This is a genomic window from Streptomyces sp. NPDC050549 (genome assembly GCF_040655035.1).
Lineage (GTDB): Bacteria > Actinomycetota > Actinomycetes > Streptomycetales > Streptomycetaceae > Streptomyces.
The window spans coordinates 104,521-128,172 of record NZ_JBFAJD010000019.1; the positions used below are offsets into that span (position 1 = coordinate 104,521).

The 23,652-nt window shown below is 72.4% G+C and carries 19 protein-coding genes and 3 pseudogenes; 8 read left to right on the forward strand and 14 right to left on the reverse strand.

All coding sequences use genetic code 11. The features are described 5' to 3' along the window. Positions 1-28: 28 nt before the first annotated feature. The 3 genes and pseudogenes from AB0I51_RS26625 to AB0I51_RS26635 form a co-directional block, all read right to left on the reverse strand. Positions 29-1,318 carry an ROK family transcriptional regulator gene (locus AB0I51_RS26625; protein ID WP_362979214.1) on the reverse strand — a complete coding sequence of 430 codons (1,290 nt, stop codon included), beginning with the start codon at positions 1,316-1,318 and terminating at the stop codon, positions 29-31. Between the two features lie 66 nt (positions 1,319-1,384). Further along, the gene (locus AB0I51_RS26630) at positions 1,385-2,353 is read right to left on the reverse strand and encodes an aminoglycoside phosphotransferase family protein (protein WP_362979216.1); all 969 of its coding nucleotides are present in this window, start codon (positions 2,351-2,353) and stop codon (positions 1,385-1,387) included. A 266-nt stretch (positions 2,354-2,619) separates the two neighbouring features. Then, positions 2,620-3,346: pseudogene (locus AB0I51_RS26635) on the reverse strand (flavodoxin domain-containing protein); the annotation flags it as partial. Positions 3,347-3,616: 270 nt separating this feature from the next. Between AB0I51_RS26635 and AB0I51_RS26640 the strand changes: the two are divergent. Continuing rightward, a pseudogene (locus AB0I51_RS26640) lies at positions 3,617-4,409 on the forward strand (alpha/beta hydrolase fold domain-containing protein). Between the two features lie 85 nt (positions 4,410-4,494). Here AB0I51_RS26640 and AB0I51_RS26645 read toward each other — a convergent pair. Then, positions 4,495-5,394 (reverse strand): DUF3626 domain-containing protein, encoded by a 900-nt coding sequence (locus AB0I51_RS26645; protein WP_362979217.1) that lies wholly within the window; start codon positions 5,392-5,394, stop codon positions 4,495-4,497. A gap of 89 nt (positions 5,395-5,483) precedes the next feature. On the opposite strand from AB0I51_RS26645, the gene AB0I51_RS26650 reads away from it, so the two are divergent. Next, positions 5,484-5,978, forward strand: a complete 495-nt coding sequence (locus AB0I51_RS26650; protein ID WP_362979219.1) for an FBP domain-containing protein — start codon at positions 5,484-5,486, stop codon at positions 5,976-5,978. Positions 5,979-6,006: 28 nt separating this feature from the next. On the opposite strand, the gene AB0I51_RS26655 is transcribed toward AB0I51_RS26650, so the two are convergent. Next, positions 6,007-7,008, reverse strand: coding sequence for a zinc-binding dehydrogenase (locus AB0I51_RS26655; RefSeq protein WP_362979221.1), 1,002 nt, complete (start codon positions 7,006-7,008; stop codon positions 6,007-6,009). Between the two features lie 152 nt (positions 7,009-7,160). Here AB0I51_RS26655 and AB0I51_RS26660 point away from each other — a divergent pair, with 152 nt between their 5' ends. Then, entirely contained in the window at positions 7,161-7,727 is a 567-nt protein-coding gene (locus AB0I51_RS26660; RefSeq protein ID WP_362979223.1) for a CGNR zinc finger domain-containing protein, read from the forward strand. On the opposite strand, the pseudogene AB0I51_RS26665 reads toward AB0I51_RS26660, so the two are convergent. Together AB0I51_RS26665 and AB0I51_RS26670 are read right to left on the reverse strand one after the other, a co-directional pair. After that, positions 7,691-9,028, reverse strand: a pseudogene (locus AB0I51_RS26665) (erythromycin esterase family protein). The gene AB0I51_RS26660 and the pseudogene AB0I51_RS26665 overlap by 37 nt on opposite strands. A 68-nt stretch (positions 9,029-9,096) precedes the next feature. Further along, entirely contained in the window at positions 9,097-9,690 is a 594-nt protein-coding gene (locus tag AB0I51_RS26670) for a TIGR03086 family metal-binding protein (RefSeq protein ID WP_362979225.1), read from the reverse strand. Between the two features lie 115 nt (positions 9,691-9,805). Between AB0I51_RS26670 and AB0I51_RS26675 the strand changes: the two genes are divergently transcribed. The 3 genes from AB0I51_RS26675 (at position 9,806) to AB0I51_RS26685 (ending at position 13,477) form a co-directional block, all read left to right on the forward strand. After that, positions 9,806-11,059 (forward strand): FUSC family protein, encoded by a 1,254-nt coding sequence (locus tag AB0I51_RS26675; RefSeq protein ID WP_362979227.1) that lies wholly within the window; start codon positions 9,806-9,808, stop codon positions 11,057-11,059. 54 nt (positions 11,060-11,113) lie between these two features. Beyond that, positions 11,114-12,148 (forward strand): hypothetical protein, encoded by a 1,035-nt coding sequence (locus AB0I51_RS26680; protein ID WP_362979229.1) that lies wholly within the window; start codon positions 11,114-11,116, stop codon positions 12,146-12,148. Between the two features lie 114 nt (positions 12,149-12,262). Beyond that, positions 12,263-13,477, forward strand: a complete 1,215-nt coding sequence (locus tag AB0I51_RS26685; protein WP_362979231.1) for a lactonase family protein — start codon at positions 12,263-12,265, stop codon at positions 13,475-13,477. Here AB0I51_RS26685 and AB0I51_RS26690 read toward each other — a convergent pair. Together AB0I51_RS26690 and AB0I51_RS26695 are read right to left on the reverse strand one after the other, a co-directional pair. Next, on the reverse strand, positions 13,445-14,170 hold the full coding sequence (locus AB0I51_RS26690) for a DUF2470 domain-containing protein (protein WP_362979233.1): 726 nt from the start codon (positions 14,168-14,170) through the stop codon (positions 13,445-13,447). The genes AB0I51_RS26685 and AB0I51_RS26690 overlap by 33 nt on opposite strands. Positions 14,171-14,257: 87 nt before the next feature. Further along, complete coding sequence (locus tag AB0I51_RS26695) at positions 14,258-14,866, reverse strand: TetR/AcrR family transcriptional regulator (protein WP_362979235.1); 609 nt, start codon at positions 14,864-14,866, stop codon at positions 14,258-14,260. 108 nt (positions 14,867-14,974) lie between these two features. Between AB0I51_RS26695 and AB0I51_RS26700 the strand changes: the two genes are divergently transcribed. Beyond that, positions 14,975-16,507 carry a cytochrome P450 gene (locus AB0I51_RS26700; RefSeq protein WP_362979237.1) on the forward strand — a complete coding sequence of 511 codons (1,533 nt, stop codon included), beginning with the start codon at positions 14,975-14,977 and terminating at the stop codon, positions 16,505-16,507. Here the strand turns inward: AB0I51_RS26700 and AB0I51_RS26705 are convergent. Continuing rightward, positions 16,469-17,299: a pentapeptide repeat-containing protein gene (locus tag AB0I51_RS26705; protein WP_362979239.1), complete on the reverse strand. Its 831-nt coding sequence runs from the start codon at positions 17,297-17,299 to the stop codon at positions 16,469-16,471. The two genes, AB0I51_RS26700 and AB0I51_RS26705, sit on opposite strands and share 39 nt — an antisense overlap. A 5-nt stretch (positions 17,300-17,304) precedes the next feature. Beyond that, the gene (sigJ, locus tag AB0I51_RS26710; protein ID WP_362979241.1) at positions 17,305-18,198 is read right to left on the reverse strand and encodes an RNA polymerase sigma factor SigJ; all 894 of its coding nucleotides are present in this window, start codon (positions 18,196-18,198) and stop codon (positions 17,305-17,307) included. Positions 18,199-18,296: 98 nt separating this feature from the next. Here sigJ and AB0I51_RS26715 point away from each other — a divergent pair, with 98 nt between their 5' ends. Continuing rightward, positions 18,297-20,462, forward strand: a complete 2,166-nt coding sequence (locus tag AB0I51_RS26715) for a hypothetical protein (protein ID WP_362979243.1) — start codon at positions 18,297-18,299, stop codon at positions 20,460-20,462. Between the two features lie 12 nt (positions 20,463-20,474). Here the strand turns inward: AB0I51_RS26715 and AB0I51_RS26720 are convergent, their stop codons facing one another. The 3 genes from AB0I51_RS26720 to AB0I51_RS26730 form a co-directional block, all read right to left on the reverse strand. Next, the gene (locus AB0I51_RS26720; RefSeq protein WP_362979245.1) at positions 20,475-21,083 is read right to left on the reverse strand and encodes an FxLYD domain-containing protein; all 609 of its coding nucleotides are present in this window, start codon (positions 21,081-21,083) and stop codon (positions 20,475-20,477) included. Between the two features lie 69 nt (positions 21,084-21,152). Then, positions 21,153-22,457, reverse strand: a complete 1,305-nt coding sequence (locus AB0I51_RS26725) for an alpha/beta fold hydrolase (protein WP_362979247.1) — start codon at positions 22,455-22,457, stop codon at positions 21,153-21,155. A 101-nt stretch (positions 22,458-22,558) separates the two neighbouring features. Continuing rightward, complete coding sequence (locus AB0I51_RS26730) at positions 22,559-23,590, reverse strand: LacI family DNA-binding transcriptional regulator (RefSeq protein WP_362979249.1); 1,032 nt, start codon at positions 23,588-23,590, stop codon at positions 22,559-22,561. Positions 23,591-23,652 lie beyond the last annotated feature (62 nt).

Genomic DNA, 23,652 nt, shown 5'->3' on the forward strand with positions numbered 1-23,652 from the left:
GGTGATCATCTCCCGCTGGCCCGTCGCCTCAGTGCGGGGCGCGCTCCTCAAGTGCCGTGCGCCAGGCGGGCGGTGGGCCCTCCGGTGCGGGCTCGGCCCGGCGGCCGCCGCGGGCGAAGAAGTCGGCGAGCGGGAGGATCGCGGCGCCGACGGTGACCGCGTCGGGGCCGAGGAGGCCCAGCTCGATGGTCACGCGTCCGGCGGGGTGGCGCAGCGCGTACGCGGTGGCGTGGTGGCGGACGGCGGGCAGGAAGCGGGAACCGAGCTGGAGACCGGCCCAGCCGCCGATGAGGATGCGCTCGGGCTGGAAGAGGTTGATCAGGTCGGAGAGACCCGCACCGAGGTATTCGGCGGTCTCCTCCAGGACGGCGAGCGCCACCGGGTCGGCCTCGGCACCCTCGGCCGGATAGGCGGCGACCAGCAGCGCGGTCATCGCGGTCTCCTCGTCGGTGCCCTCGGGCGGGCGTCCGCCCTGCTCGCGCCAGCGGTCGAGCAGCGACTCGGCGCCCGCGTACGCCTCCAGGCAGCCGAGGGCCCCGCAACGGCAGCGGCGACCGCGCACCCGCACGGTCAGATGCCCCCACTCGACCGCCCGGCCGTGCTCCACCTCGGGGGTCACGAGGCAGGCGCCGACGCCGGAGCCGAAGAGGACGACGATCGCGTTGCGCGCGCCGCGCCCGCCGCCGAACCACATCTCGGCCTGGCCGAGGGTCTTGGCTCCGTTGTCGATGAGGTACGGGACGGCGTCGGGGAGTTGGGAGGTGGAACGGAGCAGTTCCTCAAGGGGGACCGCGTCCCAGCCGATGGTCTGGCCGTGCACCACGGCGCCGTGGTCCGGGGTGTGCTCGACTATGCCGGGGACGCCGATGCCGACACCGAGGAGCTGTTCGGGTGCGATGTCGGCGGCGGTGAGGACTTCGGCTATTCCGTCGCGGATGTGGCCGACGATGACCTCGACCTCGTACCGCTGCTGCTCCAACGGGCGTTCGGCGCGGGCGAGTTCGGTGAGAGCGAGGTCGAACAGCTCGACGCGGACCCGGGTCTCGCCGACGTCGACACCGATCATGTGACCGCTGTGCGGGGCGACTCGGAGGAGGGTGCGGGGACGGCCGCCGTCGGAGTCGACACTGCCGGCCTCCTCGACCAGGCCGTCGGCGACAAGGTCCGCGACGACATTGCTCACCGAACCGGAGCTGAGTCCGGTCGCCGGACCCAGCTCGAAGCGGCTGAGGGGTCCGTCGAAGTACAGCCGTTGCAGCACGGCCGTGCGGTTGGCCCGCCTGAGGTCGCGTACCGTGCGCCCGTTCCGCCCCGCCATGTGGCTCCCTCCGAACCCTGCACCCTCTTAATTCACGCCCTGAACTAAGGGGCGGTGGAATGCACACTACGTGGTGGAAGCCGTCCCGTCGATCTCTCCGAGGGCGGCGAGCAGCTCGGGGCCCACCCGCTCGCGCCGCCAGCGGTTCTCCTGCGCGCCGAACTCCCTGGGGACCGCCTCGGTGAGCATGATCAGGTAGAGGTAGCTGCGGTAGAGGGCGTAGCGGAGGCCGGCCGACCGGTCGAACTCGACGCGTCCGCCCGCTTCCCGGTAACCAGCGAGGAACGCGTCGTCCTTCCTGATGTCGCCGAGCAGCGCCACGGAGACGAAGTCGGCGAGGGGATCGCCCCAGAACATGCGCTCGCCGTCGATGAGTCCGCCGATGCGGGGCGTTCCGGAGGTGCGGTCGACCAGGACGTTGCCCCACCACAGGTCGAAGTGGACGGCGCGGGGGACGGTGATCTCGTCCAGGGCGGCGTAGGCGGAGCGGGCCGTACGGGCGATGTCGTCGGCGGGGAGCGGCAGCCAGGCCCGGTAGCGGCGGGCGTCGTCGAGGACGGCGTCGTAGAGCGTGGCGAATGCGGTCCGCCAGTCGGCGGCGAGGGGACCCAGGGCGCCGGAGGGGTAGCCGAAGCCGGGGCCGGTGATCTCGTGCAGGCGGGCGAGCTGTCGGCCCAACTCTGTGCGCAGGACGGCCACTTCGCCGCCCGTGAGGGAGTCGTGGTCCCAGGGTTCGCCGGGGCAGAGGGTCATCAGGAGGGTGTCGCCGTCGAGGACCAGGACGCGCGGTGCCACCACTTCGGCCTTGGCGGCGGCACCGTAGAAGTCGGCCTCGGAGACGAGCAGTTGGCGCTCGTGGGCGAGGCCGGGAGCGGTGGGGGCGGTCTTGAGGACGAAGCGGCTGCCGTCGGTGAGGGTGAGTTCCTCGACGGTGTTGTAGGTGCCGCCGCCCATCGGACGAAGCTGGGCGAGTCGGTCCGGCGGAATGCCCGCCGAGCCGAGGATCTTCCGGGCCCGCTCCCAGGAGTCCGTCACCGTGCGCCCACCTCTCCCTTTCGTTCAGCCGGCGGCGTACACGTCCTCGACGTAACGCCCGTCCGCCATCAGTCGGTTGAGCCACTGCTCGGCGGCCGGTTCGTCGGCGCCGGGCGTGCGGTCCCGGTACAGGGTACGGAACGCCTCCCGCACGCCCGGTGCCATGCGCGACCCGTCGCCGCACACGAACACCCTGGCGCCCGCGTCCAGCAGGGCCCACACCTCGTCCGCCTCGGCGGCGATCCGGTGCTGGACGAAGGTCGCTCCGCCCGGTCGGTCAGACGGGTGGCGCCGAGTTCGGCGAGGCCTGCGTCGATGCGGGTCGGCATGTGCTGGTAGGTGACGGCCCAGTTGCGGTCGCCGACGCCGAGGACGGCGTAGGTCACGTCGCTGAGGTCGTGGTGCTCCTCCAGCCGGGCGGTGAAGGCGACGGCGTCGTCGGTGGGGCGGCCGTCGTAGGAGGCGGCGGTGATCACGACGGGACGGTCCGTGGGGAGGCCGTCGGCGTACGCGTCCAGCGGTGCGACTTCCACGGAGCAGCCCAACACTGCTGCCTCGTCCGCGAGTTGGGCGGCGAACTCACGGCAGGTGCCGTAGTTGCTGCCGTGCAGGAAGAGGGCTCCGGTGCCAGGACGGACCCGGGCGGGAACGTCGGTCTCCGCCACGGGAGTCACGGGGCCTCGACGGGACCCGGCAGCGGCGGGTGCACCCGGTCGGCGGAGGTGCGCGGGGTGAGCGTGAGCGTGAAGCCGTCGGGCTTGAGGGTGAGGGTCTCCCTCACCGTGATCCGGTAGTCCGCGTGGTCGTGGAGCCGGTAGCGGTGGACGAGCATCGCGAGCAGCTCGGCGCCGAGCACCCGGCCGACGGCACGACGCTCGACACCGCCATCACGGTGACGGCCTGCCCGGCGCTGAGCGGGATGCGCCCGCCGAGCACCGTGTCCTCAAGCGCGTGCCGGCTGAACGCGGCGGCCGTGGGCCACAGTCGTAGCGCGCCCGGTCCCGCCGTCAACTCCCGGGGCACTACGTCGGCCGGATCGAGAAGAACCTGTACTGGGTGACCGACGGCACCTACCACTCGGCATTCCTGACGCCCCGTGAGAGCGTCGTGCTCTTCGAGGCGCCCCCGACCATCGGGCACGACCTCCAGCGGACGATCGACGAGATCGCGGCCGCCAACGGCGTCTCCAACGGACTGACCCACCTGGTCTGCTCCGACCACCCCGCCGACCACCTCGGCGCCTCGTCGCTGTTCGGCAGGAACGTGGTACGGATCGGGCACGCCGAGACCAAGAAGCCGCTGGCCCGTGACAACGACCCGGCCCGGCCGCTCCCGGACATCACCTTCGACGGAGTCGAGCTCCGCCATGTCGTCGTCTACTTCCACGGCGGTGTCTATCTCCTGGGGGGACGCGCCCTCAGCTCCGCCGGTCTGGCCGCGCAGGTCGGTGGCCGGACCGCCGCCAATGCCTGCTCCGTCGAGTACCGGCTCGCCCCGAACATCCGTATCCGGCGGCGGTGGACGACGCGTCGGCGGTCCACGAAGCCTTGCCGACCGACGGTGTCGCACCCTCGGACATCGTCTTCGCGGGCGAGTCGGCGGGCGGTGGACTCGTCGTCGCCACCCTGGTCGGCGCCCGCGACCACGGGCTGCCCCTGCCGCCGCCTTCGTCATGTCGCCCTACGTCGACCTCACCCTCGCCGGCCCCTCCATGGACACCGGGCGAGGGGCCGGTCCGCTGCTGTCCCGGGAACTCCTCGAACCCCTCGTCGCCGGCTGCACGGCGGGGCAGGACCCCGCGCTCGGCCTGATCAGCCCCGTCTTCGCGGACCTGTCCGGCCTTCCGCCCCTGCTCATCCAGGCCGGCAGCCACGAGGTCCTCCTCGACGACGCCGTGCGCCTCGCCGGGCGAGCCGCCGGCGCGGACGTGGAGGTCACCCTCGACGTGACCCCCGGGGTACCGCACGTCTTCCGGGCCCACGGTGCGCTCCTCGACGAGGCGACCGCCGCCCTGGACCGGGCCGGACGGTTCCTGACTGCACGGCTCCGGGCCTGAACGGCCCCCGCGCCTCGGCGCGTGAAGTCCGTACCGCCCGCGTCTCGTTCTGTCCGGCGTCACATCCATCAAGGCGTCGCATCCGTCAACTCGTCCGCGCCACCGGCTGACCGCGGCCGTCCACCCCGTCCACCGCGGTCCCCGCCCCCGCCGGCGCCCCGAAGCGGGCCAGGGTGTGCCACACCATCTTCAGGTCCTGGAGTTCATATCGGCCGGTGCGGGCGGCATCGCCGATGATCCGGGGGTCGAGCACGCCCTTCTCCGCGATACGGGCGCCGAGATCGGCGTACTCCTGCCCTCGGTAGTCCGCGTGCCGCCTCAACTCGCCCACGGTGAGCCGGTATCCAGGGTGCCATTCGACCGGGCCGGGCAGACGGCGGGCGGCGGTCTCGACCGGGGTGCCGCGGTAGCTCGCGTCCAGGACGAGGGCCTCGGCGTCCCGGGCGAGGTCGACTCCGCCGTGCACCTGTGCCTCGATGTAGTCGTTGAGGGCGTCCTGCTCGTCGGCCTCGGCGAGCGCGATCAGGGACATTCCGGCGGCGACTCCGAAGTCGCTCGGTTCGGCGGCGCTGTCGGGGTAGCAGAAGGTGGCGCGGGCCAGGGCAGCGCCGGTCAGCCGGAGGTGCGAGGAACCGAACCTCGGGGCGGCGCCGACCAGTTGGCGCCGGAAGTTCAGCGCGCCGTACACCGGCCGCTCGGCGGCAGGCGCCCCGTCGTAGGCACCGGCGAAGATCCCGCTCTCCCAGCGCCAGCGGTCGCCGCCGGGGTGGGCGGTGAGGCCGCCGTTGCCGGTGCCGGTGACGAACTGCGAGTGGTACGTGCCGTCCTGGGCCAGCGCGTCGAGGATCGGGCGTCCGGCCGCCGTGCGGTCGGGGTGGAAGTTGAGGGTGATGCGCAGTCGCGGATCGACGGCCGGGCCCGACGACCTGGCCGCGACATGCCGCAGTGCCCGCGCCTGGCGTGCCCCGACAGCCCCGAAATCCATTGGCTCCCCCACCGCTCACCTCACTACCCTGAACCGAAACCTAGACCCCCTAGGTTTCGGAGACGGACACCGCCCCAGGAGACTCCCCCATGAGATCACTCACCGAGCAGGCCATCCGCAACTCATTTGTCAACTGCTCGAAGGGCGAGGCGAAGCGGCTGGCGGTCCCCCGCGATCTCGACAGCCGCCCCTGGGACGACCTGGACTTCCTGGGCTGGCGGGATCCGGGGGCACCGGACCGCAGTTGTCTCGTCGCCGAGCGGGCGGACGGGCCTGTCGGGGTCACCCTGCGGTTCCCGTCCGCTCAGCGCGGCTTTCTGCACCGGAGCATGTGTTCGCTGTGCGTGACGACCCATCCGGGCGGCGGGGTCTCCCTGATGACCGCGCGCAAGGCGGGTCCGGCGGGCCGCGAGGGCAACTCGGTCGGCCTGTACATGTGCACCGACCTCGCCTGCTCCCTCTATGTGCGCGGCAGGAAGATCCCCGAGTCGGGCATCCGTATCGAGGAGAGCCTGACCGTGGAGCAGCAGGTCGAGCGGACGGTGGGCAATCTGACCGCCTTCCTCGACAAGCTGTACGTCTGACGTCGGCCCCCGAGTTGTACGTCCGACGTCACTCTCCCGGCACCGCGATGACGATCTTGCCCCGGTTGTCGCGGCGCTCCAGCCGCTCGTGGGCAGCACGCGCCTCGGCGAGGGGTACGACGGTCTCGATCGGCACGCGGTAGGTGCCGGCAGCCACCCGCTCGGCCAGTTCACCCAGGTCGGGGCGGGGGTCGTAGCCGCCGTGGACCTGGAGGTCGGTGAGCTGGAAGCCGAGGATCGACGCGTTCTTCGGATAGAAGTCACGCGTGTCGACGGTGCTCGGCTCCAGGGCGACATTGGCGAGGGCGACGACCCGGCCGCCGTGTCCGATCTCGCGCAGGCTGCGCCCGAAGGCCCGGCCGCCGACGGTGTCGAGGACGACGTCCGCGCCGCGTCCGTCGGTGAGCCGCAGCACCTCGTCGACCTCGGCCTCGTCCGGGTGCGCCGAGGTGTCGATGGTCGCCTGGGCGCCGAACTCCCCCGCCCAGGCGGCCTTTTCGGGTGATCCGGCGAGGGCGACGACCCGTGCGCCGGACTCGGCCGCGATCTGCACGGCCGCGCTGCCGACCCCGCTCGCGGCGGCCTTCACGACCACCGTGTCCTCCTCGGTGACCCGGGCGAGGTGCCGCAGGCAGTACCAGGCCGACAGCCAGGCGACGGGCAGGGCGGCGGCGTGCGTGAGCTCGATCCCGTCGGGCAGTGCGGTCACCTGGGTCGCAGGCACGGCCGCCAACTCGGCATAGAAACCGGGTGAGTTCACGCCGTCGAGGGCCACGACCCGCTGGCCGACCGAGAATCCGGTGACCCCCTCGCCCAACGCGGCGACGGTACCGGCTCCTTCCACCCCCGGGATCAGCGGCGGGCGTCCGGCCCGGTGGTAGTTCCCGGACCTGATCAGGGCGTCCGCACGGTTCACGCCCGCCGCGGCGACCCGCACCAACACCTCCCCCGGACCCGCGACCGGGTCGGGCACCTCGACCGGCACCAGCACCTCGGGCCCGCCGAACTCGTCGATCCGTACCGCACGCATACCGCCACCCACTCCCTGTCGCGGCCACCGAACCCGGCCGACACCGCTTGAACTGGTGTCACCATGCGACACCGGACGAATCGGTGTCAAGGCTTGTCGGCCCTCCTCGCGTACACCGCATGAACCGGTGTGCACGAGGTAAGCTGACCGCCATGACCACCCCGCCCGTCTTCCCGTTCATCGGCGGACGCCCGTGCCTGAACTTCGTGGCGACGCTCGGCAAACGGCACGCCACCCCCGTCGAACGGCTCCCCGATCCGGCCGCCCTGGCCGCCTGGATCACGGAGGCGGAGCTGTCGACGGACACCGAACCGGTGCGGGTCACGGCCCGGGAGCTGACGGACGCGCGCACCCTGCGCGAGGCGCTCTACCGGGTCGTACGGGACGCGATGGCCGGGCGGGAACCGGCGGCGGCCGATGTCGACCGGGTCAACGAGGCCGCCGCGCGCCCGGATCTCGCGCCCCAACTGGGTGAGTGGCGCTGGAAGTCGGCGCATCCGGCGCGCGCGGCGCTGGCGACGGTGGCCCGGGACGGCGTCCTACTGGTGGGCGGTCCGCTGCTGGAGCGCGTCAAGGAGTGCGAGAACCCGGAGTGTTCCCTGCTGTTCCTGGACGACTCCCAGGCCCGCCGCCGCCGTTGGTGCTCGATGGACCGCTGCGGCAACCTCGCGAAGATCGCGGGCTACCGGTCGCGCAGCCGGGCGGCCGTGACGCGGTGAAGGTGGACCAGGACGTCGCAGCTGCGGGCCAGTGCGAAGTTCTCGGGGTCCTCCGGGTAGTCGGTGCCGATACTGCGGGTCGGCCGTGCCTCGTCGAGCCATGCGCGGGCCGGTGATGCGACCGTGCGCAGGTCGACCAGGTGGTCGGCGAACCGCACCTGGTCCAGGGTCCGTTCGTTGCCGCCCGGGCCGGCCGGTCCCAGCGTCCAGCGGTGGATCGCGTCGTCCGGGCCGGTGGCGTTGAACGAGCCCCGGTCGAAGGTCAGGCCCACGCCGACATACCCGGAGCCGAGGGTGTCGCGGAGGAACGCCCCTTGCATCTTCGGGTAGTTGACCGGGTCGGACGGCACATGGCCGATGTGGGCGTCGTGCGCGGACAGCAGCACCCTGGTGCCGGTGTGCCGCTGCCACCAGACGACATCGGCCGCCATCGTCTGGTCGCGACAACGCATGGCGGCGGCCGTCTGCCCGGGTTCGTCGAAGGCGAAGTCGTACAGCCGGGCCACCTGGTCGACGGCGGCCGCGTTCCGCACCGCCCGGTCGTGTGCGGCACGGTCCTTGCCCGGTGCCTGCCGCTTCAGCAACTCCAGTGCCCTGCCGGTGCGTTCGGCCATCCCCTTGCGTTCGGCGTACGGCTTGTCCAGGTACTGTTCGATGTGCGTCCCGGCCGGGACGGTGGCCGCAGCCCTCGGTACAGCCCGGCGAGGCGGGAACTCGACTCCGGGTGGATGCGGGCCGCATAGGGGGTCACCGAGTCGTACAGTTCGGGTCTGGCCCATGTCGTCGCCCATGAACCGCACGGGGTCGCCGGGGTGCCGGACGTTCTACGCGCGCATCCACTCGACGAGCCGCAGACAGTCGGTGTTGTTCCACCACAGGTAGTCGCGCTGGAACTCCTCGCGCATGATGCGCCGCGGGTCCCCCTTGCCGTACAGGACATAGTCGTCGAGCCGCAGGCCGGTGCTCCACGCGCCTTCCAGGGCGAAGGTGCGGAAGCCCTTCTTCTCGACGAGGTCGCGGAGGACGCGGTCCTTGAGGGCGAGGAAGTCGTGGGAGCTGTGGGTGGCCTCGCCGAGACCGACGACCTCGGCGCCGCCGATCCTGCGGTCGAGCGGGCGCAGGTCGCTGGTGTCGCCGCCCGGTTCGACGGTCCGCAGGGGGTGGGCGGAGCGGTCGAGGGCGGCGACCCCGGGCGAGGCCGACGAGGTCGGAGGTGCTGCCGTGGCGTCCGGGGTGCCGGCCGCCACGGCGCCGAGGCCGATGAGCAGGGTCAGGATCAGTCCGGTCCGATGCCGTGTCATCGTCGAGGGTCGCGCGCCCCGGGGACGCGGACCATGCCGTCGTCCTCCGTGCCGGGGTGGGGATTTCCTCAGGGCGCGGCGGCCGTCCAGTGCGGGTCGCGGCCCAGGAAGGCGAGGAGTGTCTCGGCCCGGCCGTACTCGGCCGTCACCTCGCGTGCGGGGGCGAACACCCGGTAGGCGTCCCGGAGTTGGTCGACGAGTCGGTCCGCGGCCGGCCAGATGCCTTCCACCAGGTCCGCCTCCAGTGGCCGGTTCTGGCCGGTGGCCACCGCGATGTCCCAGGCGTGCACGGCCGCGTCCATGGCGGCCGTCGCCGCGGCGAACGGGAGGGGCATCGGGCCCAGCGGGGTCGGCACCCGGTCGGCGTCGGCGGGCAGTGCGGCGTAGGCTTCGGCCACCGCTCGGAGCACCTTGTCGAGTTCGGCGACCGGGTCCCCGTCCAGGGCGTCCGCGGGGTGGAAGGGGTCGGAGTCGGGCCGGTCGCCGGTGAGGACAAGGCCGTAGGCCTGCTGGTCGATGCGGGCGTGGTTGAGGACCTGGCGTACCGTCCACTCGCTGCACGGTGTGGGTGCCGCCCAGGCGCTCCCGGGTACGGCTGCGATCACCTCGCGCAGGTAGTCGTGCGAGCGGGTCAGCACCTCGATGCCCTGGATGTTCGTCATGACTGTCGACCTCCCCTTCGTCCTGTCCGGTGATGACAATCTAGGAGGCCATGCGGACAGTTACGGTCCGCAATGGGTACGTTCAGCGCATTCGCGAGGAGGGAATAGGCCAAGGATGCGAGATGTCCGGGAGTGGACCGCGCCACTGGTGCGGTTCGTGGGCCGGCACCGGGACCCGGTGGTCGTCCAGACGCTGCGGTCGGCGACCGCGGCGACGATCGCGTATGTCGTCGCGCTGCGGCTGAGCCCGGAGCCCGCGCCGCTGACCGCTCCCCTGACCGCTCTCCTGGTCGTCCAGGTCACCCTCTACGCCACTCTCACCAACGGCATCCGCCGCGTGAACGCCGTGGTCGCGGGCGTCCTCGTCGCCATCGCGTTCAGTCTGCTGGTCGGTCTGACCTGGTGGAGCCTGGCCCTGCTGATCGTGGCCTCGCTGGTCGTCGGGCGGCTGGTGAAGGTCGACGAGTACGTGCCCGAGGTGGCGATCAGCGCGATGCTGGTCCTCGGGGTCACCACGGTCGGGAACACGGCCTGGGCGCGGGTGGTGGAGACGCTGATCGGCGCGGTCGTGGGGTTCGCCTGCAATCTGCTGCTGGCTCCCCCGGTGTGGGTGGACGAGGCCGGCGAGTCGATCGAGGGCCTGGCCCGTCGGCTACGACGGCTGATGCGGCGCATGGGCGAGGAGGCGGCGGGCCGCACTCCCGTCGACCACGCCACCGCGCGGCTGCACGAGGCGCGCCGCCTCGACCACGACATCGTCGAAGTGGACGCGGCCCTACGGCAGGCCGAGGACAGCCTGCGGCTCAATCCGCGCGTCCGGGAGGGGCTGCTGCACCGGGTCGTGCTGCGGACCGGTCTGGACACGCTGGAGATCTGCACGGTCGTGCTCCGGGTCCTCGCGCGCACCTTCACCGACCTGGCGAAACAGCGCGACCCCGAGCCGCTGTTCGCGCCGCCGACGGGCGCCGCCGTAGAACAGTTGCTGTCCGAGATCGGTGACGCCGTGGTCAGTTTCGCGGTGCTGGTGACCACCGATGTGAGCGTGAGCGCCGAGTCCGCGGAGTCGCGCCTCGCCGCCGAGCTGCACACGGCTGCCGCGACCCGCGACAAGCTGGCGCAGCTGCTCCTGGAGGAGGTCCAGCGCGACGCGGCCCAGTGGCAGCTGCTGGGTGCCGTGCTGACCGAGGTCAACCGCATGCTGGACGAGCTGGACACCGAGCACCGCTCGCGCCGGCTGCTGGAGGAACTCGACCGGTGCGCCGGTGACCAGCGCAGACGCCTGCCATGGCTGGCCTGGCTGCGGGAGCGGGTGGGCGTGCCGGAGCGGCTGCGCAGGAACCGGGGCACGGGCGCCGATCGTTCTAGGTGACGGAGTCACCTGGGGGCGGGCCGCCTCCGGCAGCACAGCGATGGGGGCGGGCGTATGACCGACAGCACCGTACGGATCGACGGGAACACCTTGCGGCTGCCCGGTGGGGTGGCGGTGCGGTTCATCCGCACCCTGCGCCTGCCCGAGACGGGCACCCATCCGCTGCCGCCGGGGCTCGGCGAGTTCCCGGTCCGCCGGGTCGCGGACTTCCCGGACACGGTGCCTGCGGAGTGGCAGGCGCGGGGCGGGGTGATGCTGCCGGTCTATCTGCGTGAGGCGATGTGGCTGAGTTTCGCGGGTACGGCCGAGCCCGCCGCCCTCCAGGTCGGCGTGGGCAAGGTGTGCGCGGTCTCCGGGAAGCCGTGGAGCGACCGGCTGTCCCGCGACCCGCAGAACTACGTCGTACTTCCGCGTCAGCCCTGGCTCGACGGCATCAACTCCGGCAAGGGCACGGTCCGCCAGTTCGTGGCCGTACCGCTGGGCCTGGGCGCGACCGTCGAGGCCCAGGTCACGGGCGAGGAGGTGTGGGGCGGCGTCCAGCTCCAGTCCTTCCCGCTCACCGAACGGGAGTTGGCCAAGTGGCGCGAGGCGGAGCGCCGGCGGTCGGAGCGGGCGCGCGCGATCACCATGCCGACCGGGGGTTACGGCGCGCCCCCCATGCCGATGGCAGCACAGGCCGCCCCCGCACCCGGTGCTCCGGCGGCCTCTCCCCGGATGGGTCTCGGTGTCGGCGGTTCGATGCGCCAGGAGGTCTACGAGGACGACCGCCCGCTGACGGCCTGGGCCGGGGAGCCCGCCGGTCGGGTGTTCGTGCATCTCGTGACGCCTCCGGAGTGGCGCCGCATCACCGGCCAGGAGCCGCCGCCGTCGCCGGTGGACCGGGCCGCGTACACCCGGGCGGGGCTGCCCTGGTTCGACTACTACGACCAGGACGCCGAGGATCTCGCCCCCACCGACACCCTGGAGGCGGTGAAACCGGTGGGCGACTGGCTCGGCGACGACCACGAACCCTGGCAGCAGCCCGCACCCGGCCAGGTGCAGCCCCTCAAGGACGCCCAGGGCAAGCCGGTGGAGGACGGCGACTGGTAGGCCATCCACCCATTGCACTCTCCGCAACGCGCGTTGCCGTTCTTGCGCTCGGCGGGCCGTCCACGCCAAGGTGGCCGTGACGACCGGGGCAAGCGACGACCTGAGGGTGTGGGAATGAGCAGTGGTGCGGACGCGTCACAGGGCGGTTGGAATCGACGCCGTTTCCTGGGAGCCCTGGGCGGAACCGCGGCCGTGGTCGCGGTTCCGTCACCGGCCTCGGCCCCGGCCGACCCAGAGTCCACTCCCGTGGCGACCCGGGCACCGGCCCCCGGCACCCACCGCGCCGGCCAGGCCGCCGGCCCACGCCCCCTCTACCTCGGCACGTACACCTCGGTCGACGGCGGCGGCACGGGCATCGGCCTGGCCACCTACGACCCGGCGACCGGCCGGATCACGGACGCGGGAACGCTCACCGGAGTCGCCGACCCGTCGTACCTCGCCGTACACCCCGACGGCAGCACGCTGTACGCGGTCGACGAGCAGACGTCCGGCGCAGTGACCGCCGTACGTCTGGCGGACCGCAGGATCCTCGGCGCGCGGAGCACCGGCGGCGCGGGCCCCTGCCACCTCTCGGTGCATCCCACCGGGCGCTGGCTGCTCAGCGCCAACTACTCGTCCGGCAGTGTGGCCGTGCACCCGATCGACGCGGCGGGCGCGCTCGGTGAACGCACCGCCCTGGTCAAGCACTCCACTCCGCAGCCGGGCCCGGGCCAGGACGGCCCGCACGCGCACCAGTTCGTCACGAGTCCCGACGGCGGCCATGTCCTAGCCGTCGACCTGGGCACCGACACGGTCTACACGTACCGCCTGGACACCACGAAGGGCGCACTCACCGAGGTCTCCCAGGCCCGCACCCGCGCGGGTGCGGGCCCGCGCCATCTCACGTTCCACCCCGGCGGCCGGTACGCCTACCTGGCCAACGAGGTGGACGACACCATCGCCGTCTGCGCCTACGACCCGGCCACGGGCGCCCTGTCGATCGGCGACCCGCAGTCCAGCGGGAGCACGGGCAGCGCGACAAACTACCCGGCGCAGATCCTGGTGACACCTAACGGCGCGTACGCCTATCTCGCCAACCGGGGCGACAACACCCTGGCGCGGTACGCCGTCGAGGCGGACGGCGCCCGGCTCCGACTGCTCGACACCGTGTCCGTGAGCGGTGACTTCCCCCGGCAGATCGCCTTCTCGCCGGACGGGGCGCTGCTGTTCGCCGCGAACCAGAAGTCGAGCACGGTGAGCGTGTTCCAGGTGGACGGGGAGAGTGGTGAACTGCGGCTCGCGGGCGCGCCGTTCGCCTCACCGGTCGCCGTCTGCGCGCTGCCGCTGTAGAGGACGCGGGCAGGACGCGGCGCTGGCCCGGGTGAGCAGCACGTGCATCCGTTCGGTGAGGTGCGCGACCGTGTCGGCGGGCGCGTGAAACGGCAGTCGTACGTCGCCGTGGGCGCGGACGCGCTCGATGCGCAGGGTCAGTCCGTGCCGGTCGACGGCGAGGGGCTGGACACGGACGGCGCCGTGCAGGCTGTCGGGCTCGACGAGGCGGGTGAGCCGCTCGACCGCGTCGGAGTGGCAGTCGGCAAGGTGGGTCAGCAACCGGGCCTCGGCCAGGGCCAGCGGGTCGGGTTCGGCGGCGGCGAACTCGTCGAGGTCGATGACGACCGCGCCGGTCGCCGGACGCAGCACCACGCGCGTGGGCCGGAACGCCAGTCCGCCGTCCTCGGGGACGAACCAGCCGGCGAGCCACACCCGGGCCCGGATGCGGTTGCGCACGGGGACGGGCGCGACGTCCGCGAACTCTAGGACCGCGGACGGCTCGCCGCGCGGCGCGCAGATCGCGGTGGCCAACAGGGCGCTGTCCTCGGGTACTTGAAGAAGCACCCGGCCGTCGTCGGCCACGCTGTGCGCGCCGACGAACTCCTCGCGACCGCCCTCCGCGGTCACCGCGCAGGACCATGCGGCGGCGAGCACCGAGCGGGCCCGCTCGGCCGCGGCAGGCACGGCCGTCCACGTCTGGCTGTCACCCATCCCTGAACCTCCTTAGGTAAGCCTTGCCTAACTTATCGAAGATCGGGGCGCGCGCCAACCACGCGACGCGAATTCCACGACGGCTTTTCAGGGCGAGATGACACCCAACAGGGCCCGCGCGCACAGATCGCGCACCTGCTCGCGGCTCAACTCCGGTCCGCGCAGCCACTCCAGACAGACGGCGGTGGTGAAGGCCAGCCAGCCGCGCACCGCGAGCTTCGTGTCGGGCCGCTCCTCCACGGCCGGTCCGAACTCGGGATCGGCGGCCAGCGCGGCCAGGATCTGCCGCTCCTGCGCCGCCAACGCCCGCCGATAGACGCGCCGTACGGTCTGGTCCCCGGCCGCGTCGGCGCGATGGAAGGCCCGGTAGCCGTGCGCGTGGGCGTGGACGTACTCCAGATAGGTGTCGAGGGCGGAGGCCAGCTGCTCGCGGGCCGGTACGCCCGGTACGGCCGCCGTCATCCGCAGCATCCGCTCGCTCTCGCGCTCGACGACGGCCGCGAAGAAGTCCCGCTTGGTCGGGAAGTAGTGGTAGAGCAGCCCTCGGGAGACCCCGGCGATCTCGGCGACCTGCTCGATCCACACCTCGTCGTAGGGGCTCTCCGAGAACAACCGCGCGCCCACGGTGAGGAGTTGCTCCCGACGCTCGCCGGTGCTGAGCCGGCGGCGTGTGCGCTCTCCCTGGTTCGCGGCCATTCCCGCACTTTACTTGACGTCGGTTCAACAACGGGATCACACTGAAACCCGCTATTGAACCCACGTACAACAGACTGAACCCGCTTGTGGATCAAGGGAGATCGCGTCATGGCGGAGACGACGACGGTGACGCCGACCGCGCTGCCGAAGGGATTCCGGAGCGCAGAGCAGGGCTGGCCCCGACTCGACCGCATCCCTCATCCGCCGCGCCGGCTCCCGTTCCTCGGTGACGTCATCGGCGCCGACCGGCGCACTCCACTCCAGGACTCGCTGCGCTTCGCCCGCCAACTGGGCCCGATCTTCCGCCGGAAGGCCTTCGGCAAGGAGTTCGTGTTCGTGTGGGGCGCCGACCTGGTGGCCGACATGGCGGACGAGTCGCGGTTCGCCAAGCACGTCGGGCTCGGCATCGCCAATCTGCGGCCGGTCGCCGGGGACGGGCTGTTCACGGCGTACAACCACGAACCGAACTGGCAGCTGGCGCACGACGTCCTGGCCCCCGGCTTCAGCCGCGAGGCGATGGCGGGCTACCACCCGATGATGCTGGCCGTGGCCGAACGCCTGACGGACCACTGGGACCGCGAACTGACCGCAGGGCGGTCGGTCGACGTGCCCGGCGACATGACCAAGCTGACCCTGGAGACGATCGCGCGCACCGGCTTCGGCCACGACTTCGGCTCCTTCGAACGCGACCGCCCGCACCCCTTCGTCACCTCGATGGTCGGCACCCTCAGCTACGCACAGCGCCTGAACTCCGTGCCCGGACCGCTGGCCCCGCTCCTCCTGCGCACCGCGACCCGGCGCAACGAGGCCGACATCGCCCATCTCAACCGCACGGTCGACGACATGGTGCGCACCCGCCGCACGGCGAACGGCGGTGACGGCGACCTGCTCGACCGGATGCTGGAGACGACCCGCCCGGAGACCGGCGAGCGGCTCTCCGCCGAGAACGTCCGTCGCCAGGTCATCACCTTCCTGGTCGCCGGCCACGAGACGACCTCGGGTTCGCTCTCCTTCGCGCTGCACTACCTCGCCCGCCACCCGGACGTCGCGGCCCGCGCCCGCGCCGAGATCGACCAGGTCTGGGGCGACACCGAGGTGCCGGGCTACGAGCAGGTCGCCAAGCTGCGCTACGTCCGCCGGGTGCTCGACGAGTCGCTGCGGCTGTGGCCGACGGCGCCCGCCTACGCCCGTGAGGCCACCCGTGACACCGAGCTCGCCGGGATCCACCCGGTGCGGCGGGGCGCTTGGGCGCTGATCCTCACGCCGATGCTGCACCGCGACCCCGAGGTGTGGGGCGCGGACGCCGACGAGTTCGACCCGGACCGCTTCGACGCCAAGGCCGTGCGCTCGCGCGCCCCGCACACCTTCAAGCCGTTCGGGACGGGGGCGCGGGCGTGCATCGGCCGCCAGTTCGCGCTGCACGAGGCGACTCTCGTCCTGGGCCTGCTGCTGCGCCGCTACGAGCTGCGCCCCGACCCCGCCTACCGGCTGCGCGTGGCCGAGCGCCTGACGCTGATGCCGGAGGGTCTACGGCTCCACCTGGACCGGCGCATGCCGTCCGGGCCGGTGACCGCGCCGGTCGCGGTCCCGGACCACGGCACCTCAGAGGCCCGCTGCCCAGTGCACCGGGCGGACGACTGACCCCGGCAGCCTGGTGCCCGCGCCGCCCCGGGCCGCGTTGACCTGAGGCTGGGTGAGGAAGAACGCGCCGGTCAGGTCGGCGTCCGTGAGATCGGCGTCCCGCAGGTCGGCGCCGATCAGATCCGCGCCGCGCAGGTCGGCCCCGGTGAGATCGGCGGCGATGAGATAGGCGCCGCGCAGATCGGCCCGGCTCAGATCGGCGCCCTTGAGCCGGCCACCCATGAGATCGGCACCGCGCCGGTCCTTCTTCTTGCCCTTCGCCCCGGCCCGCATCAGCTCACTGGTGCGCAGCAGCAGCACGTTGACCTCCTGCCGGTGGGCGCCCACATCGAGCGCGCCCAGCTCTTCGGGCGTGCCGCGTGTGAGCGCGTCGGTCCTGCGCAGCGCCTCGCGCAACGCGGGGTGGACCGGCGCCGCGGCCGCCAGGGTGAGCGCCTCGTTCAGATACCGGAGCAGCTCCTGCAGCTGCCGCACGACGGGGAACACGTCGAACATCCGGCGGGACTCCGCCTGCGGGACCGTACGCCAGTCCCGCCCGCCGAAGGTGACCTGCGAGACCTTCTGCCCGGCGCCGAAGCAGTCGTATACCGTGCAACCGGTGAAACCGGTCTGCCGGAGTTTCGCGTGGATGCCGCAGCGGTGATCGCCCTGGAGGTTCGGGCACGGCGTCCCGGCGGCCTTGTCGATCGCGAAGTCCGTCGCGGCGGCGAAGGTCAGCGCGACACAGCACAGGCCGAAACACCGCTCGCAGTCACCGCGCAGATCGACCCGGTCCGCTATGTGATCTTCCATGCCGTTCAGCGTACTGACCCGTTCGCATCGAGGCGGGCCAGCCGGTCCGGGTCGGACAGGATGTACATCCCGGTGATCCGGCCGTCGGCGATCGTGACGCCCATGACGGAGAGGAGCTGTCCTTCGGGGGCGTTGACGACACCCACCGAGCCGTTGACCAGGGCGAGTTGGGCGAGGCGGGCGAACGGGGCGAACATCAGGGCCTGTTCGGCGATCGCGCGTGCTCCGCGCAGCGCCTTGGAGGCCGCCGCGCCCCGCACCAGCGCGCCGGAGTCGGCGCGCAGTGCCACGTCCGGGTGCAGAAGTGCGACGAGGGCGTCGAAGTCGCCCTCGCGTGCGGCGGCGAGGAACGCCTCGACGATCTCGCGCTGCCGGCCCAGGTCCGGGGCGGTCGAAGGGGCGGCCCCCTGGACTCGGCGGCGGGCTCTGCCGGCCAGTTGGCGGGTCGCGGCTGAGGTGCGTTCCACGATCGGGGCGATGTCGTCGAAAGGCACCGCGAACAGGTCGTGCAGAACGAAGGCGAGCCGTTCGGCGGGCTCCAGGGTCTCCAGGACGACGAGGAGGGCGAGGCCCACCGAGTCGGCCTGGAGCACCTCCTCCTCGGGGTCCAGCTCCGTCAGGGGTCTGAGCAGCGGGTCCGGGACGAATGTCTCGTCGATGGGGTCCTCGCGGCGCGCGGTGCGGGCGCGCAGCAGGTCGAGGCAGACCCGGCCGACGACGGTGGTGAGCCAGCCGCCGAGGTTCCTGATCTGGTCCGCGTCGGTGCGGCTCAGCTTCAGCCAGGTCTCCTGGACGGCGTCCTCCGCCTCCGGCAGCGAGCCGAGCATGCGGTAGGCCACCGCGCGCAGCCGGCCGCGGTGTTCCTCGAAGCGGTCCGCCAGGAGTTCGGTGTCGTTCATACCGCCCACCCAACACGTCCGCCCCGCCACGGGCATGCCATTTTCGGCGTCCCGTGTCCGTTTGCGGGGCGGTCGGGCCGGGACGACGATGAGGAATCATGGACCCGGTCGGCATCGCGTCCCGCAGGTTGCCGCGTGTCGCGGCCCTGGTGACGGCCGTCCTCGCGACGGCGGTCCTCACCCTCGCGGCGACGGCCCGCTCCACCGTGGTCTCACCGGGTTTCTACCGGTCCGCGCTGGACGAGCAGCGGGCCTACGACCGGCTCTACAGCCAGGTGCTGGTGGATCCGCGGACGGCCGCGGTCACCCGGGGGCTGCTGGCCCGGCTGCCCGTGCCGGAGGCCCAGGTCACCTCCAACCTCAAACTGGTGCTGCCACCGGAGACGGTCCGGGATCTCACCGAGCAGCAGATCGACGCCGTGGTGGGCTATCTGGGCGGCGAGCGCGACTCACTGGAGCTCAAGGTCGATGTGCGGCCGGTGCTGGCCAACCTCAACGACCTCGCGCAGACCTACTTCGGCGATCTCGTCGCCTCGGTACAGAACCGGACCGAGCCCGACTTCGCACGCTTCTCGACCGACCTGTCCACCGCCCTGGGGGCCGTGACCGCGGGGCACGTGCCGAACGGGCTGCCCGCGCTCCCGCTGACCGAGGCGCAGGCGGAGCAGGCGGCCGGGACGCTGGTGAGCGGACTGCCCGCCGCCGACCGGGACGCCCTGCGCCCGGCGGTCGAGACCGCGCTGCGGGACGGCGACGTCGCGACCGCGCTCGCCACCGTGGCCCCCGCCGCCGTGTCGGACCGCACCCGTACGGCCGCCGACCGGCTGCGGGCGAGTGTCGACGGCGGCACCTGGAACCTCACGGACACCCTCGCCGCGTCCGGCAACGACCTGACCCCGCTCCACCGCGCCCGCAGCTACACCACCGTGGGCCTCGGTCTCACGGAGGCGCTCGCCTCGGCGCTCCTCGTCGTCGCGCTTGCGGTGCTGTGGATCGGCGGCGGCTCGGCGGCTCCGGGCCGCCGGCTCCTCCTCCTGGGGTGGCCGCTCGCGGCCGGTGGAGTACTGGCCGGGCTTGTCGCCGTCCTCTTCCGGCTGGTCAGCGGCGGGCGGGTGATCGATCCTCCGGGTTCCTGGCCGCCGAGCCTGGCCCGGCTGGTCGACGACGTACAGCGCAGCGCCCTGGACCGGCTCACGGCCACCGCCCTGACGACTGCCCTGGTCCCCGTCCTGGCCGGTGCCCTCCTGACCGGCGTGGGCTGGGCCCTCCAGGTCCGGCCGCACGTCCCCGCCCTCCCCCGTCCGCGGTGGCTGGCCCTCGCCACGGGCGCCGCCGCCGTCGCCGGCGTCCTGCTGGTGCCGTACGCCGTGACGCCCACCGCGTCCCGCACCTGCGAGGGCAGCGTGGAGCTGTGCGACCGGTCCTACGACGAGGTCGCCTACCTCACCTCGCACAACGCGATGTCGACGACCGTCGACCGGTTCATCGGTCCACTCCAAGACCCTGGAATCACCGCCCAGTTGGACGACGGGGTGCGCGCCCTGCAGATCGACACCTACCGGTGGGAGCGCCCGGACGAGATCACCGCGCGGCTCGCCGAGTCGGACTTCACCCCGGAACAGCGGAAGTTCGTCGCCGCGGCCGTCAACAAGGTCAACCCGCCGCGCGAGGGGCTCTGGCTGTGCCACTCGGTGTGCCGGGCCGGCGCCATCGCCCTGGTGCCCGCGCTGCGCGGGATCGGTGACTGGATGCGCGCCCATCCCACGGAGGTGATCACCCTGATCGTGCAGGACGCGATCAGCGGCGAGGACACCGAACAGGCCTTCGCGCAGGCCGGGTTGAGCGGCCTGGTGCACACCCCCGACCCCGATCCCGGGAAGCCCTGGCCGACGCTGGGCGACCTGATCGACAGCGGGCGCCCGCTCGTCGTCTTCGCCGAGCGGGCGGACGGTCCGGCGCCCTGGTACCGCAACTTCTACGACTACGGCATGGAGACCCCGTTCGCGTTCCGCACGCCGGATGCGATGAGTTGCGTACCGCATCGCGGTGGCAGCGACAAACGCCTGTTCCTGCTCAACCACTTCATCACCATCGACGGCGGCAGCCGTCTGGACGCGGGCGAGGTCAACGGCCGCCGATTCGTGCTCGACCGCGTCCACCGCTGCGAGCGGGAACGCGGTCGGCCGGTGAACTTCGTCGCCGTGGACTACACGACGGTCGGGGACGCCGGCGGAGCGGTGGCGGCGCTCAACTCCGAGCGCTGAAGAGCCTGTTGGTCAATAGCGTTGCGCCTTGGCCAACTTGGGGGTCAGTACCGGCTCCGGCGGCTTCGTGCTGATGGCGACGGGCTGGGCCTTCGCGCCGGGGGCGAGGTTCTCGGCGCCGACGTAGCGCGTCTCCGCCACCTTCCCCGAGGAGTCGAGGAAGTCGACCTGGACGGCGTAGGACGCCTTCTTGTCGGTCTTGTTGGTGATGGTCACCAGGACGGCCAGCAGCCCGCTGGTCTGGGCGCGCGGTTTACCGGTCATGGCGACCTCGGACATCGCGTTGCCCTGGCCCGTGACGTTCTTGAGCTCGTTCTGGGCGTCCTTGCTCGCGCGGGCCACCTCGGCGGACACGGAGGCCTCGAAGGAGGACGCGGCGGCCGACGCCGAGGACGCGGCGGCGGAGGCCCGGGCACGGGCCGACGCGACCGCCGAGGACGCGGCCGACTTCAGGGCCGACGGTGTCATGCCGGAGAAGGAGGCCTTGTCCGGGGTCGGGGTCTGCGAGCTGCTGCCGGAGCTGTTGTTGTCGCCGCAGGAGACCAGCGCGACCGTGCTCGCCGCGACGACGGCGAGGACCAGGGCGGCCGGGCGGGCCCGGCGGAGTGACTTGATATTCATCGAAATGAACCTTATGTCGGAAAGTTCGAGGTCACATCTCGTCACCGGGCCCACCTCTTGCGGGCGGACTCAGACCTCGTCGCGCGTGAGGGCCAGCAGCCGGTCCAGGACACGCGTGCCGCCGGCCCGAACGCCGTCGTGCTCGAACTCGTCGGTCACCCAGGTGCGCAGGCCCCGGATGGAGCGGGCCGTCTGCAGCGAGTGGGTCGCGTCGACGTACATGTCGTCGTGGTAGACGGCCGCGGCGACCGGGACCTCGTTGGCGGCGAGGCGCGCCGAGTCGTAGAGCGGCTGCCAGCCGGTGCGGGCGGCGAGGAGCTCGGCGGTGTCGCGGAGCGGGCGCAGCGCGGGGTCGCAGTCGAACATCCAGGGGTGGATCGTCTCGCCGGTGAAGAGGAGGGGGCCGTCGCCAGCGAGGGTCTTGGCAGCGTCGAACTGCGGGAACTCGCCGCGGACGCGCTCCGCCGACCAGGCGGTGGGGCGGGCGTCCTGGGCGTAGACCGCCTCGTGGACGAGGGCGTAGAGGGGGTGCCCGGCGTACGACAGGGAGTTCTGGACCTCTTCCTGGAACGCGTCGGAGAGCTCGAAGCCCTGCGGGGTTCGGACGAAGGCGTTCTCCAGGAGGAAGTGGAGGCGGTGGCTGCCCTCGCTGCCGCCGAGCATGATGCCGAGGGACTGGAAGGCCTCGACGGTGAGCCGGTAGCCGTTGGGCAGGACCGGCTCGTGCCGCAGCAGGTGCTCGGCGATGCGGCGGGCCCGCTCCACGTCCTGCGGGTAGCGGTCGTAGTGGGCGGCGACCTTGCGCTCGATGCGCGGGTAGGCGGCCCGGTAGACGTCGTCGGCGTGGGCGTCGAGGGACGGCAGGCCGCCGGTGAGGAGGGCGGTGCGCAGGCCTTCGGGGGCGGCGGACAGGTAGTTCACCGTGCAGAAGCCGCCGAAGCTCTGGCCGAGGACGGTCCAGGGGGCGCCGCCGGTGAGGGCCGGGCGGATGGTCTCGCAGTCGCGGACGATCGAGTCGGCGCGGAAGTGCGTGAGGTGCTCGGCCTGCTCGGCGGGGCCGCCGCGCAGCGGGAGGGTCTGGCGGTTGAGCGGGGTGGAGTGGCCGGTGCCGCGCTGGTCGAGGAGGAGCACGCGGTACTCGTCGAGCGCGCGGTCGAGCCAGGCCTGTCTGCCGACGAAACGATTCGCCCCGAAACCGGGTCCGCCCTGCAGGTAGAGCAGCCACGGCAGGTCCTCCCGGCCGGCCCTGTCGCTCGCGACGACCTCACGGGCGTAGAGCTCGATGGTCTCGCCCGCGGGGTCCTCGTGGTCGAGGGGCACGGTGAAGCGGCGGTCTGTGAGGACGACGCCGGGCTGGCGGTAGCTGACGGACAACGGGACTCCTGGTACGGACGAGTGACGGGCCGCGTCACAGTTCAGCACATGCTCGTCCGATATCCGACCCCCTGGATCATGAAATCCTACTGACCGGCCGATCAGCGGGCGGCGAGGCTGGAGCGGCGCACCACCAGTTCCGGCTGGAGCACGACCCGCCGGTGCTCGTGCGGGCGAGCCGCCGTGTCCGCCTCCGCCTCGGTCTCCTCCAGGAGCAGTTCGGCGGCGAGGGCGCCCATGGTGACGGCGGGCTGCCGGACCGAGGTGAGGGGGACAGCCGCCGCCGCGGCGAACTCGATGTCGTCGTAGCCGACGATCGCGAGGTCGTCCGGGACGCCGACCCCGGCCGCGAACATGGCCTGGAGCACGCCGAGGGCGAGGAGGTCGTTGGCGCAGAAGACGGCCGTGGGGCGGTCGGCGAGGCCCAGCAGCCGGGCGCCGGCGTCCCGCCCGGCCGCCACGTCCAGCCGGTCGGTGGGCAGCTCGCGCAGCGTGCCGGGGTCGAGACCGGCCTCCGCGAGCGCGTTCTTGGCACCCGTACGGCGGTCCCGCACCTGGTTGAAGCCGGGCGGGCCGCTGACGTAGGCGATGGAGCGGTGCCCGGCGTCGACCAGGTGCCGCACGGCGAGCGCGCCGCCTGCGACGTCGTCGACGGAGACCGAGCACTCGGTGGTGCCCTCGGCTACGCGGTCGACGAGCACGAAGGGGATGCCGTGTCGGCGGAACGACTCTATGTTCCGTCCGGTCGCGTCGGCCGGGGTCAACAGCACGCCCCGCACCCGCTGTTCGGCGAAGAGCGACAGGTACTCGGCCTCCTCGCCGGGGCTCTGCGCGCTGTTGCAGACCATCACACCGAGCCCCGCCTCGCGCGCGGCGCGCTCGGCGCCCCGGGCCACGTCCACGAAGAACGGGTTGCCCATGTCGAGGACGAGCAGCCCCATGATCCGGCTGCGGCCCGCGCGCAGCTGGCGCGCGGACTCGCTGCGGACGTAGCCGAGCCGGTCGATCGCGGACAGCACCCGGGCCCGGGTCTCCGTGGCGACGGTGTCCGGGCGGTTGATGACGTTCGAGACCGTGCCGACGGAGACTCCGGCGGCGCGGGCGACGTCCTTGATACCCACCGGCTGGGCCATCAGGCGGAGACCTCCAGGGTGACATGGGGCGGCGGGAAGGCCTTCACATTACCGTCATGACC